Below are 13,209 nucleotides of genomic sequence, written 5' to 3'. Positions count from 1 at the left end.
ATGCCCTCTTTTGTCTAAAAATCAGGCATTGTTTGTAATTTTTAATGAATTCCCAACGCTCGTACATGGATAGCAGATATGGATGCTTCTCCGCTGTCGCCAGTGTCACCGCAGGGGCACCCAACTGATCACGAATAATCGTGTGTTCTACTCAATTCGTTTTCTCCCGTACCCTTGGCCTGTGCAGCGGGGTCTACAGCGAACCACATCACAAACGGCAAGTCGATTATAAAATCAAGGGCTTATTTTTCGAATGGCTAACAGTAGCCTGAATGACCCCGTTAATTTCCAGCACATAGCAATCATTGTGTTTAATGTTCTCCCGAATGAGAGCAACGTCTGCCTGAGTGGCAGGCCACTGGAGTCCCAACTGCCGGATCATTTCGTACGCTTCGTAGGTCACATACTGTTCGTCTGCACTAAGTTATCTGAATGTTCAGGTAAAATCAATATCTATGTCATCAATTTTAACAACAGTCATTCCTTGATAAGGGGGTTTACGCTCCAAAAAAGTAACAGGAACGTAAAAGTCCGAATTATCTTCTTTCTTTATACCCAAATGAATGTATCTGCCACTAAAAATGTTATACAACATAAACTCAGCATCAATCATGCTTTGGGCTAACTGAGGATTAAAAATAATAAAGCTAGGTTGATGTAGTAATTTATGAAGAAATGGGAAATGTCATATACGATAAATGGTTCTCTCATATCCGCCTAAGTTGGCTTTTTTCAGCATTTCTAAAGTCAGTGTTCCTTGTCTTAATTTTGGAAACCCTTTTTTTCCACGATATGAAGACCCAGTTTTCATTTTATGTATGCAAAGTAAATGAAGAAGATCAAAAGTTCTAAAATGCAACCTGATGCCACGCTTTTTATGACGAATTTTATAATGAAAAATTAAGTTACAAAGGTGCTCCTCATAAAATTGTGCAATGGTCTGCAGCGTCAATTGCTCTTCTGAAGGAAGCTCTTCTAAATCTATGAGTTCATGAACAGATAAGTACATAACATTTCCCTAAGCTCAAGAATCGGCCTTGAATAATCAAGGCCGATTCACGTTATTAACATAATAGTGGCAACGGCAGAGATCATCTCCCTGCGGGATAGGAATGGAACTATTTTTCACCCGTAAGTGCCCCCAAGCGGGTACGCGCGAGTGCCTCATCCGCGTAGTCGGAGCAAATAAATTTGCTCATAAATAGCAACATGCAAAGTGATTTTTATCCTTAGAAACCGAACTGAATCCTTAATACAGCGGGTTACTTTACACTATATGCGGCATTTCATTTGTTCAAGTTTATCTTTAAAATTATATTTGTTCATCTAATGACTTAGTGAACTACACGCCACCTAAGAGATGGGTGCTTCTTGGTCAATAGAGCTACTGCTCCAAGTTTACAGGCTAGTCTCTAACCCAATAGATGCAATTACAATGCGAGTTTCAGCAGATTATTGGCAGCGTTCACGTCCCGATCATGATGTACATTACAGATGGGACAAGTCCATTCACGCAAGCCAAGATTCTTCACGTCTGCATTTTTGTAACCGCAACATGAGCATAATTGGCTACTAGCTTTGGGTGCAATAATCAGATCACGTCCTTACCAGTTCGCCTTGTACTCAAACATTGAACGGAAGAAGCTCCAAGATACTTCACTTATCATCGCTTTAGCAAGCTGATTTCTCACTTTGTCCTTGTTAGCACCCATAAAATAAATGTCTTAAAACCTTTCAGAGACATATCTTCAGGAACAAGCATAATAATCCAGCATTCCGTTATGCTTACTTTTATTTCATATGGACGTAATACATATCCATGCTCATACATATAATAGCACTCTTTAGGCTAACAGTTCACTTTGAGTTCAGAGGAATTTCTTCAATTAAACTTGCGTCTGTATGGTGAACATTCCCTACAGCTTTAGAAACGGGATACGAGTTCATTAATCCAGCAGGGTATGGCCGAAGCATTTTTAATACATGTTTCGTTTTTGTTATTTCAATGTAAGAACTACGTCACCCTACTCTTCGTCAGGACTAGGTTACTTCTATGTTATTCCTTCTTAGTTTCCATATCCTTTCATTAAACTGTTTAAATATCTAATTCCGAAAAGATAAAAGAGAGCACAGCCCATTATGGCTGTGCTCTCTTTTATCGTGCTTGGCGACGTCCTACTCTCCCAGGACCCTGCGGTCCAAGTACCATCGGCGCTGGAGGGCTTAACGGTCGTGTTCGGGATGGGTACGTGTGGAACCCCTCCGCTATCGCCACCAAACATGAATTTGCTATGCAAATTCTTCCGTAAGGTTATTCGGTTCACCACATATCGTGTGAATGAATAGCCATGCGCTTGTCGTATGTCACTTATACATACCTTCAAGGTTACACCCTGAAAACTGGATCCGAAACTCATTTGCGTCTTATCTTAGGATAAGCCCTCGACCGATTAGTATTGGTCAGCTCCATGCATTACTGCACTTCCACCCCCAACCTATCTACCTCGTCGTCTTCAAGGGGTCTTACATACTGGGAAATCTCATCTTGAGGGGGGCTTCACGCTTAGATGCTTTCAGCGCTTATCCCTTCCGTACATAGCTACCCAGCGGTGCTCCTGGCGGAACAACTGGTACACCAGCGGTACGTCCATCCCGGTCCTCTCGTACTAAGGACAGCTCCTCTCAAATTTCCTACGCCCACGACAGATAGGGACCGAACTGTCTCACGACGTTCTGAACCCAGCTCGCGTACCGCTTTAATGGGCGAACAGCCCAACCCTTGGGACCTACTTCAGCCCCAGGATGCGATGAGCCGACATCGAGGTGCCAAACCTCCCCGTCGATGTGGACTCTTGGGGGAGATAAGCCTGTTATCCCCAGGGTAGCTTTTATCCGTTGAGCGATGGCCCTTCCATGCGGTACCACCGGATCACTAAGCCCGACTTTCGTCCCTGCTCGACTTGTAGGTCTCGCAGTCAAGCTCCCTTCTGCCTTTGCACTCTTCGAATGATTTCCAACCATTCTGAGGGAACCTTGGGGCGCCTCCGTTACTCTTTAGGAGGCGACCGCCCCAGTCAAACTGCCCACCTGACACTGTCCTCGCACCGGATTACGGTACCAAGTTAGAACCTAGATACGATCAGGGTGGTATCCCAAGGATGCCTCCCTTCAAGCTGGCGCTCAAAGTTCGACGGCTCCCACCTATCCTGTACAGATCGTACCCAAATTCAATATCAAGCTGCAGTAAAGCTCCATGGGGTCTTTCCGTCTTGTCGCGGGTAACCTGCATCTTCACAGGTATTAAAATTTCACCGGATCTCTCGTTGAGACAGCGCCCAAGTCGTTACGCCATTCGTGCGGGTCAGAATTTACCTGACAAGGAATTTCGCTACCTTAGGACCGTTATAGTTACGGCCGCCGTTTACTGGGGCTTCGGTTCATAGCTTCGCTCTTGCGAGCTTACCACTCCCCTTAACCTTCCAGCACCGGGCAGGCGTCAGCCCGTATACTTCGCCTTGCGGCTTCGCACAGACCTGTGTTTTTGCTAAACAGTCGCTTGGGCCTTTTCACTGCGGCCCCCTCGGGCTATTCACCCTACCGAGGCACCCCTTCTCCCGAAGTTACGGGGTCATTTTGCCGAGTTCCTTAACGAGAGTTCTTCCGCGCGCCTTAGAATTCTCTTCTCGCCTACCTGTGTCGGTTTGCGGTACGGGCACCTTCTCCTGGCTAGAGGCTTTTCTTGGCAGTCTGAGATCATGACCTTCGCTACTATAATTTTCGCTCCCCATCACAGCCCAGCCTTACGATGTGCGGATTTGCCTACACACCAGCCTCACTGCTTAGACGGACATCCATCCGTCCGCGTCACTACCCTACTGCGTCACCCCATCGCTCATAACGGATTACGGTGGTACAGGAATTTCGACCTGTTGTCCTTCGACTACGCCTATCGGCCTCGCCTTAGGTCCCGACTTACCCTGAGCGGACGAACCTTCCTCAGGAACCCTTAGGCTTTCGGCGGATCTGATTCTCACAGATCTTTTCGTTACTCATACCGGCATTCTCACTTGAATGCAGTCCAGCGCTCCTTACGGTACACCTTCAACCCGCATTCAACGCTCCCCTACCCCTGATGCAAGCATCAAGCCATAGCTTCGGTGGTGTGTTTAGCCCCGTTACATTTTCGGCGCAGAGTCACTCGACCAGTGAGCTATTACGCACTCTTTCAATGGTGGCTGCTTCTAAGCCAACATCCTGGTTGTCTGTGCAACTCCACATCCTTTCCCACTTAACACACACTTGGGGACCTTAGCTGATGGTCTGGGCTGTTTCCCTTTCGACAATGGATCTTAGCACTCACTGTCTGACTCCCGGAACTAAATCTATGGCATTCGGAGTTTGACTGAGCTTGGTAACCCTTGCGGGCCCCGCACCCAATCAGTGCTCTACCTCCACGATTCTTCTTTCCGAGGCTAGCCCTAAAGCTATTTCGGGGAGAACCAGCTATCTCCGGGTTCGATTGGAATTTCTCCGCTACCCCCACCTCATCCCCGCATTTTTCAACATGCGTGGGTTCGGGCCTCCAGTGCGTGTTACCGCACCTTCACCCTGGACAGGGGTAGATCACCCGGTTTCGGGTCTACGTCCACGTACTCATTCGCCCTATTCAGACTCGCTTTCGCTGCGGCTTCAGCTCTTCACCTTAACCTTGCACGGGAACGTAACTCGCCGGTTCATTCTACAAAAGGCACGCCATCACCCGTGATTTTTCCAAAGGAAAATATCATAGGGCTCTGACTTCTTGTAAGCACACGGTTTCAGGATCTATTTCACTCCCCTTCCGGGGTGCTTTTCACCTTTCCCTCACGGTACTGCTTCACTATCGGTCGCCAGGGAGTATTTAGCCTTGGCAGATGGTCCTGCCGGATTCATACGGGGTTTCACGTGCCCCGCACTACTCGGGATCCGTCTCGGAGAGAACAAGTTTTGAACTACAGGGCTTTTACCTTCTCTGGCGGGCCTTTCCAGACCTCTTCATCTAACCGGTTCCTTTGTAACTCCATGTGAGACGTCCCACAACCCCAAGGAGCAAGCTCCTTGGTTTGGGCTAATCCGCGTTCGCTCGCCGCTACTGACGGAATCACTATTGTTTTCTCTTCCTCAGGGTACTTAGATGTTTCAGTTCCCCTGGTCTGCCTCTATTCTGCCTATGTATTCAGCAGAAAGTGACTGTCGATGAAGACAGCCGGGTTTCCCCATTCGGACATCCCCGGATCAAAGCTTGCTTACAGCTCCCCGAGGCCTTATCGTTGTTCGCCACGTCCTTCGTCGGCTCCTGGCGCCTAGGCATCCTCCGTGTGCTCTTTGTAGCTTAACCTAGACTTTTCTTTCAAAGAAAGAAAATGTCGATGTTCGATAAGAAATGATTTTTGCCAAAGGCAAAAGATCTTTCCTTACCTGCTACCTTTATTTCACTTGTTTGCACAAGATCAGCTTAAAGGAATATTCTAAAACGCAATTTCGTTTCGGTATCCAGTTTTCAAGGTGCAATTCGCTTCATCGAAGCGAAACCCGATGAATATTTCGGTTCCACACGGATGTGTGAATGAAGTATTCGTCGAAGCTTGAGAGTTTGAACTCTCAAAACTGAGCAACGAGTGAGTAAGTTCAGGATATTCATTTCATTCACACGAATGTGATGAACCGAATTGAATATCCGGTCGCAGGTACGTTATACCTGCTAATTTGAATGTTTCCATCGCAGGAAACGATTCTCCATAGAAAGGAGGTGATCCAGCCGCACCTTCCGATACGGCTACCTTGTTACGACTTCACCCCAATCATCTACCCCACCTTCGGCGGCTGGCTCCCTTGCGGGTTACCCCACCGACTTCGGGTGTTGTAAACTCTCGTGGTGTGACGGGCGGTGTGTACAAGACCCGGGAACGTATTCACCGCGGCATGCTGATCCGCGATTACTAGCAATTCCGACTTCATGTAGGCGAGTTGCAGCCTACAATCCGAACTGAGACCGGCTTTTCTAGGATTGGCTCCACCTCGCGATTTCGCTTCCCGTTGTACCGGCCATTGTAGTACGTGTGTAGCCCAGGTCATAAGGGGCATGATGATTTGACGTCATCCCCACCTTCCTCCGGTTTGTCACCGGCAGTCTGCTTAGAGTGCCCAGCTTGACCTGCTGGCAACTAAGCATAAGGGTTGCGCTCGTTGCGGGACTTAACCCAACATCTCACGACACGAGCTGACGACAACCATGCACCACCTGTCTCCTCTGTCCCGAAGGAAAGCCATATCTCTACAGCGGTCAGAGGGATGTCAAGACCTGGTAAGGTTCTTCGCGTTGCTTCGAATTAAACCACATACTCCACTGCTTGTGCGGGTCCCCGTCAATTCCTTTGAGTTTCAGTCTTGCGACCGTACTCCCCAGGCGGAATGCTTAATGTGTTAACTTCGGCACCAAGGGTATCGAAACCCCTAACACCTAGCATTCATCGTTTACGGCGTGGACTACCAGGGTATCTAATCCTGTTTGCTCCCCACGCTTTCGCGCCTCAGCGTCAGTTACAGCCCAGAGAGTCGCCTTCGCCACTGGTGTTCCTCCACATCTCTACGCATTTCACCGCTACACGTGGAATTCCACTCTCCTCTTCTGCACTCAAGCTCCCCAGTTTCCAGTGCGACCCGAAGTTGAGCCTCGGGATTAAACACCAGACTTAAAGAGCCGCCTGCGCGCGCTTTACGCCCAATAATTCCGGACAACGCTTGCCCCCTACGTATTACCGCGGCTGCTGGCACGTAGTTAGCCGGGGCTTTCTTCTCAGGTACCGTCACTCTTGTAGCAGTTACTCTACAAGACGTTCTTCCCTGGCAACAGAGCTTTACGATCCGAAAACCTTCATCACTCACGCGGCGTTGCTCCGTCAGGCTTTCGCCCATTGCGGAAGATTCCCTACTGCTGCCTCCCGTAGGAGTCTGGGCCGTGTCTCAGTCCCAGTGTGGCCGATCACCCTCTCAGGTCGGCTACGCATCGTCGCCTTGGTAGGCCTTTACCCCACCAACTAGCTAATGCGCCGCAGGCCCATCCACAAGTGACAGATTGCTCCGTCTTTCCTCCCTCTCCCATGCAGGAAAAGGATATATCGGGTATTAGCTACCGTTTCCGGTAGTTATCCCTGTCTTGTGGGCAGGTTGCCTACGTGTTACTCACCCGTCCGCCGCTAGGTTAGTTAGAAGCAAGCTTCTAACTAACCCCGCTCGACTTGCATGTATTAGGCACGCCGCCAGCGTTCGTCCTGAGCCAGGATCAAACTCTCCATTAAAGACCAACCGAAGCTGGTTTATAGAAAGAGCGATAAGCTCATTTTGAAACTGACGAGATAAAAAATATCTCTTGTTTGCTTCCATTTTATACAGCCTGGAAGGCATGTACCAAAATTTCAGCGTTGGATTTTGTGAACAAAATCCCTACTCACTCGTTGTTCAGTTTTCAAAGATCAAGTCAACAGCCGTTTAACTGGCTGGATATATAATTTATCACGTGTATACCTATCAGGCAAGTTGTAATATTTTCCAATTTACTAGTTTGTATTTCTACACGGTGATTTACCTGGAACAACTGAGACTCTCTTATCTCCTACTTAAAGCGCAAAGTTGATCAGGTATAAACATCATAAATCAGAAAAGCAGAAGCTCTTTATGTATTGGAGGAACCGCTACTTCCGCTTTTTTAGATAAAATCCTGAAAGTTAGCTTAGCTTAAAGCTGTAGCTAAATCCTGTATCAGAAGTTCAGCAGGCTCATGCCCTACAGCTAGGCGGATAAGCGATTCGGGCATGTGTTGTTTTTCTAGACTCTGCTTATTGAAGCCGTAGTTTGGTGAGATCACCTGGCTCTCCATAGACCCCCAAGATACACCGATCCGAATCAGTCGCAGTTTATTGATCACTCTGCATATATCCTCATAACCCGAATCTTTTAGTTCAAAACTGAATAATCCGGCATACCCTTTGAGTTGCCTACATGCCAGCTCATGTTGTGGGTGAGAAGGAAGTCCGGGATGATTCACTTTTGAAATGGCCGGATGATCTGATAGAAAACGAGCAACCAACAGAGCATTTCTCTGATGGGCTTCCATTCGGAGCGGGAGTGTTCTTAGCCCCCGAATGAGTAGCCATGCTTCAAAAGGGGCCAACGAGCCGCCAATCAACTCATACTCTTCAGCATACATACGATTTATTATCTCTTTAGAAGCGATCACTGCCCCTGCAATTAAATCATTATGACCACCCAAGTACTTGGATGCGGAGTGAACAACGATATCTACGCCCCATTCTAATGGTTTTTGAAAAAGGGGTGTAGCCCATGAATTATCTATGATTGTGCGGATGCCCTTCGCTTTGGAAAGCGAAGCTACCTCCTGAATATTTACCATATCGAATGTGAATGAGGTAGGAGACTCCATAAGAATAGCACGGGTCTGCGGTTTGATGGCATCAGCAACTGCTTCCGTAGAAGTGGAATGTACAATTGTATAATTTATATTGAACTTCGATAAGTATTTAGCTAGGCTGACGGAGGTTTCGTATATGTGTCCGACCAGAATCAGATGGTCCCCGGCGGATAAACTACACATTAGAGCCGCACTGATAGCAGCCATTCCGGAAGCAAAGCACTTGCAGTCCGCCCCACCTTCCAGTGCAGCAATCATTTGCTCTGCAATCTGAACGGTAGGATTGGTTCCCCTCGAATAGACATAATGCTCCTTTTCATTATTAGCCGCTTCAGCATAATCTTCGTAAGTATCAAAGAAAAATGGAGCAGTCTCATAAATAGGAGGAGCAGCAGCCTTAGCAAAACACCCTAGTTCGTCCTCAAATCGGAGACAGATAAGCTGATCATCCGAGAAACTCAAATCTGATCACCACTTTCTGAAAAATTTCAAACTCATGAGGTAGTCTCCTCAATCCGGGACTCAAATATTCTATAGGGTTATTTCAAAAATCTTTTAAAGAACTGCTGGATCTAAAAATGATAATTAAATGCATGAAATAAATATGGAGCAGTGAATGGAAGCAATGAGTAAAAATACACTCAGGGTATCAGAGTTGATCATCTGTATTTCATTGTTTGAGCTGGGAAGTACAACCCTGACTGTTCACCTTGCTCCTCTTTTTTGGCTTAATTATCAAAATGGTCTTATTTTTAATGCTTTTTCTATCTCATTGGCACGATATGAAGTGTTCCATCCTCGCTTAACTCTGCATAGGCAATCTCATCGATACTATCATATCCCTGCTCTCGCACCTTAGCCTTAATCTCTCCAATATCAATTGTTTTCCCACGCATAGATTCATTTAGCAACCTTCCCTTATCAATGACAGTAACAGAAAAAAGATCAGGCTGTGCATCTATTCCCATATCCTGAGCGGCGGGTGGCTCGTATTCAGGTTTCCGCATGACTGACAAGGAGCCGTTCGTCTCTAACGTAGCGTACCAGACCTCACGCAGAGAAAAAATATTTTGCTGGCGTAGCATGGAGAGTAGCTGTGTAAATTCTATGTCATATTTCTCCAGCATTTCTTGATTAACCTGCCCTTTATCCACGAGCAGCACTGTTCGACCTTCTGCCATATATCCAAATTTCACAAAATGGGTCGTCGCTTTTTCAAAAAAGTAGGCCAGCGCGCACCATAGTGCCAAAGCAAATAAAAGCTGCCCAATGGTCACCTTATCGTCATATAACGTATTTCCCACAATTTCGCTTAACACCAATGATGTTAGGAAATCGAGTGGTGTTAACTGACTAAGTGTTTTCCGACCTGTAATAAAAGTAATGATCCACAAGCCAAAAAAGCTGATGATCAATTTGACACCAATCGAAACAAATACCTCCATAAATAGGCCTCCCGGAAGAAGTTGTTTTGTTATGTGTTATTTACACCGGCCTACCTCAGCATAAACAGAGGATTATTCCTGAAATGTCCGAATAAAAAAGCCCGCTACCAACTAGAGGCAGCGAACTTTTTAATTACGGCTAGTATATAATCTTAATCAAAGGCAATATGCCAGCTCCCGTAATTTTGTGCATAGTGACATCATTGCCCGCTAGCTTGGACTCTGGAGTCATGATTATCTACTTTTCACAAGCAGCTGAATCGCTTCTTTAACCAGCTTATCCGTGTCTCCTCCAGCCTCTTGCTCTTCCAATATACATCGTTGCAGATTCTCTGCTACAATTTGGGCAATCGCTTTATCTGATGCGTTACGTACGGCAGATAACTGGCTAACGACGTCTTTGCACGATTTTCCTTCATCCATTAAACGAAGTACCCCACGCACCTGTCCCTCAATCCTCCTCAGGCGCGTTTTCAGTTCATCACTGTAATTGTAATCCATAAGTAATGCACTCCTTTTTCGACTTACCATATACACGTATAGGTATATTATAAACCAAAAAAATAAATAGGATACCCTAAATAAATAGATTCACCTTGCCCTGGGAAGCATCCCCCAAGTAGGCGGCTACCCCAGCATATTCCAAACCGTCGATTAGCTCTTCTTGCTGCAGCCCTAACAAATCCATGGTCATGGTACAGGCGACGAGCTTGATCCCCTGCTCTCGTGCCAACTCTATAAGCTGCGGCAAGGAAAGCGCATTGTGTTTTTTCATGACATGCTTGATCATCTGTGGACCGAGTCCGGCAAAATTCATTTTGGATAGTGCCAGCTTTTTGGGTCCACGAGGCATGATCCAACCAAAGGCTTTTTCGAGTATTCCCTTATTAGTGCTCACGATTTCATCCTTGCGTAACGTATTTAACCCCCAAAAAGTAAAGAAAATAGTTACTTCGTGATCATATGCTGCCGCTCCATTCGCAATAATGAATGCAGCAATCGCCTTATCCAGCTCCCCGCTGAATAATACAATCGTTGTTTTGGGTGTGCTCATATGGATTCGCTTCCTTTAGTCTCTCCAGCCCATTCGGATATGCCTGAAAGCACAGATTTGACTTTTTTAGCGCCTTTGGCAACTAATAACTGACAAGCCATTTCACTGCGTGCTCCAGCTTGGCAAATCACTGCGATCTCTTCTTCCAAGTTCAGTTCAGAAAGTCTGTTCTCCAGTTCGCCAAGAGGGATGTGCTTAGATCCAGGGATATGTTTAAGCGTAAATTCAGCGGGTTCACGAACATCGAGTAAAATGAAGTTCTCTTTGCCAGAATATTTTGCTTGTAGCTCTTCATGGCTTATCGTAGAAGAAAATACTTGCTCCTTCTTCACTTCAGCTAGATTTGCTTTTTGTAGATAATGTCGCATTACATCTCCTTCTTGGAGAGTGCCCAAATATTGATGTCCGGTGTTTTTGGCCCAGCTCTGAAAATCGACTAATGAACCTTTGTCAGTCGCCTGAATCTCCATAATCTTTCCGGGAACGAGCTCATTCATAGCCTTTCTTGCTTTTACAATAGGCATAGGACAAGCTAGCCCTTTACAATCAAGAATATGATCTGCTTGGATATTGTTAGTTGATGACATTCTATAACCTCCGCCTGTTTTTTGAGGGGCTTAGCTTAGTTAAATCTTTTATACATATACCCCTATAGGTATTAGGATAATGATACTCACTTCTCTTGTCAACTTATTTGGCCGTTTCTTCTCAGAAGCAAACAAAATCATGTCTTAAACAAATAAAATTAAAAGCAAAAAAAGCCGCGCAAAAACGCGACTCTATTGCATAAACATAAACCAAAATTAATCGCCTTTTTTCATCAGTTCTGGCAAATCCAGCGACATTGAAATATTACACAGCATACCTCTAGCGAGAAAAAGCATCGTTCTTTCCATTGCTTGTTCAATACCTGCCCGTCGGAAAGCATCATACACCGTCGTATGAATTTCACGTAACCCTTGCTGCATCACGCTTACAACCTCATCCTCGCGAATCGTCTGCGCCTGCATTTGCAAAAGTGTTTCATTACGGTATTCCGTCATAATTTGCGAATAGGCTGCAATTAGCTCTTGCTCGAGCTGCTCAGATGAGGCCGAATGAATGACGCTGTGAAAAGAATCTATGATACGTGTAAATGAAACCTTCAGGGCTTCAACAAGCAATGCTTCCTTGGTAGCGAAAAAACGAAAGACATAGGGTTGAGAAATATTGGCCCGTTCTGCAACTTTGGCTGTTGTAGCTCGGTAGTAGCCCATCTCAGCAAACACTTCAATGGCAGCAGATATGATTTCCTTTTGGCGATTTATAGATGTTGACGTAGCTTTAGTCATGTTTTTTCATCCTTTTATTTAACACAGTTTTCTGATTAGTGATTAATCAATTACAAAATAGTATAAACGACATACCCTAAAAATGCAATGAGCTTGAACAAAGTCGCCTCCGCAATTCTAACGGAAACGACTCTGTTATATGCATCCAATTATGGCGTTTTAGAGTTAAAATATAATCGGATATAATTGACCTTTTGCGTTTTGGTTTGATAGGAAAATACTAAATTATAACTAAGTCCTGATGTGTTATTGATCGTATAATTAGCTTCTGCTGTGTCAGGTATGTCTCTAGAGGTATCAACGGTTTCCGTAGGTTGGCCTAAATCGTCAACAATTTGTTTGATAAGCAACTTTTTATATTCTGGATCGGAAGATGTAATTTCTGTAACTTTATCGCTTCCATCCAGCATGATGTCTGTATGATACTTAGCGTAGCTTCTCATAGGGCCAGTAGAACCAGACTCGGATTTCCCCCACAGCTCAAATAAAAGATCGCTGCTAGTTCCCAAGCCAAGACCTTTAGGCAAATTCGGTAAGGTTCCCTGCTTGGCTGCGCTAAATATAGCGGCTGCAGGGCTGTGTTTACTGTGAGGTGTAGCTGTACTATTGGCAGGTTCTTGATGGGTCGAGGTTGAGGTTGAGGTTGAGGTTGAGGTTGAGGTTGAGCCTTGCCCATTAGTATTGAGATCCGTGTTTTGATCTGTAGAACTAGCAGGCGATGTGACTGTTTCTGCTTTAGTAGGAGCAGTTGATTTTGCTTCCCCGCTATTGCTGCATCCTGTCATCACAGCAAAACCTATCGCCAATAAAGCACTAGTGGTGATTAGCTTGTAAGCCAACTTTTTACGATCATAAGATTGATGTGTATGCTTCATTATAAGATCACTCTTTCCTTGTTCATGGGTACAAACC

General features: G+C 45.6%; 9 protein-coding genes, 3 rRNA genes and 1 pseudogene. All 13 read right to left on the bottom strand.

Annotation, left to right across the window (positions count from 1 at the left end; all coding sequences use genetic code 11):
- Positions 1–226: 226 nt before the first annotated feature.
- Positions 227–403: a GNAT family acetyltransferase gene (locus MHH57_RS11785; RefSeq protein ID WP_238438043.1), complete on the bottom strand. Its 177-nt coding sequence runs from the start codon at positions 401–403 to the stop codon at positions 227–229.
- 282 nt (positions 404–685) lie between these two features.
- Complete coding sequence (locus MHH57_RS11780; RefSeq protein ID WP_342435111.1) at positions 686–1,009, bottom strand: PBECR4 domain-containing protein; 324 nt, start codon at positions 1,007–1,009, stop codon at positions 686–688.
- A 421-nt stretch (positions 1,010–1,430) separates the two neighbouring features.
- Positions 1,431–1,682, bottom strand: a pseudogene (locus MHH57_RS11775) (zinc ribbon domain-containing protein); the annotation flags it as partial.
- Positions 1,683–2,162: 480 nt separating this feature from the next.
- Positions 2,163–2,279 (bottom strand): 5S ribosomal RNA (gene rrf / locus MHH57_RS11770).
- A 151-nt stretch (positions 2,280–2,430) separates the two neighbouring features.
- Positions 2,431–5,377: ribosomal RNA gene (locus MHH57_RS11765) — 23S ribosomal RNA — on the bottom strand.
- 404 nt (positions 5,378–5,781) lie between these two features.
- Positions 5,782–7,337: ribosomal RNA gene (locus MHH57_RS11760) — 16S ribosomal RNA — on the bottom strand.
- Together the 16S, 23S and 5S rRNA genes form the textbook arrangement of a ribosomal RNA operon.
- Positions 7,338–7,768: 431 nt before the next feature.
- On the bottom strand, positions 7,769–8,929 hold the full coding sequence (locus MHH57_RS11755; protein ID WP_342435110.1) for an aminotransferase class I/II-fold pyridoxal phosphate-dependent enzyme: 1,161 nt from the start codon (positions 8,927–8,929) through the stop codon (positions 7,769–7,771).
- A 302-nt stretch (positions 8,930–9,231) separates the two neighbouring features.
- The gene (locus tag MHH57_RS11750; protein ID WP_029516790.1) at positions 9,232–9,912 is read right to left on the bottom strand and encodes a DUF421 domain-containing protein; all 681 of its coding nucleotides are present in this window, start codon (positions 9,910–9,912) and stop codon (positions 9,232–9,234) included.
- A gap of 234 nt (positions 9,913–10,146) precedes the next feature.
- Complete coding sequence (locus MHH57_RS11745) at positions 10,147–10,413, bottom strand: metal-sensitive transcriptional regulator (RefSeq protein WP_013310304.1); 267 nt, start codon at positions 10,411–10,413, stop codon at positions 10,147–10,149.
- Positions 10,414–10,489: 76 nt separating this feature from the next.
- Entirely contained in the window at positions 10,490–10,966 is a 477-nt protein-coding gene (locus tag MHH57_RS11740; RefSeq protein WP_039275080.1) for a DsrE/DsrF/DrsH-like family protein, read from the bottom strand.
- A complete protein-coding gene (locus MHH57_RS11735; RefSeq protein WP_340932165.1) occupies positions 10,963–11,553 on the bottom strand; it encodes a sulfurtransferase TusA family protein in 591 nt (196 codons plus the stop codon). The genes MHH57_RS11740 and MHH57_RS11735 overlap by 4 nt, the downstream gene beginning before the upstream one ends.
- A gap of 216 nt (positions 11,554–11,769) precedes the next feature.
- A complete protein-coding gene (locus tag MHH57_RS11730) occupies positions 11,770–12,297 on the bottom strand; it encodes a TetR/AcrR family transcriptional regulator (RefSeq protein ID WP_340932164.1) in 528 nt (175 codons plus the stop codon).
- Between the two features lie 149 nt (positions 12,298–12,446).
- Positions 12,447–13,172, bottom strand: coding sequence for a DUF4309 domain-containing protein (locus MHH57_RS11725; RefSeq protein WP_342435109.1), 726 nt, complete (start codon positions 13,170–13,172; stop codon positions 12,447–12,449).
- Positions 13,173–13,209 lie beyond the last annotated feature (37 nt).

Source organism: Paenibacillus sp. FSL H7-0442 (assembly GCF_038593105.1).
GTDB lineage: Bacteria > Bacillota > Bacilli > Paenibacillales > Paenibacillaceae > Paenibacillus > Paenibacillus polymyxa_D.
This window is presented reverse-complemented; position numbering and strand designations above follow the sequence as displayed.

Excerpts from the sequence above, each read along its gene's own strand:
- MHH57_RS11780 (WP_342435111.1), bottom strand. The coding sequence starts at position 1,009 with ATGTACTTATCTGTTCATGAACTCATAGATTTAGAAGAGCTTCCTTCA.
- MHH57_RS11750 (WP_029516790.1), bottom strand. The coding sequence starts at position 9,912 with ATGGAGGTATTTGTTTCGATTGGTGTCAAATTGATCATCAGCTTTTTT.
- MHH57_RS11745 (WP_013310304.1), bottom strand. The coding sequence starts at position 10,413 with ATGGATTACAATTACAGTGATGAACTGAAAACGCGCCTGAGGAGGATT.
- MHH57_RS11740 (WP_039275080.1), bottom strand. The coding sequence starts at position 10,966 with ATGAGCACACCCAAAACAACGATTGTATTATTCAGCGGGGAGCTGGAT.
- MHH57_RS11735 (WP_340932165.1), bottom strand. The coding sequence starts at position 11,553 with ATGTCATCAACTAACAATATCCAAGCAGATCATATTCTTGATTGTAAA.
- MHH57_RS11730 (WP_340932164.1), bottom strand. The coding sequence starts at position 12,297 with ATGACTAAAGCTACGTCAACATCTATAAATCGCCAAAAGGAAATCATA.
- MHH57_RS11725 (WP_342435109.1), bottom strand. The coding sequence starts at position 13,172 with ATGAAGCATACACATCAATCTTATGATCGTAAAAAGTTGGCTTACAAG.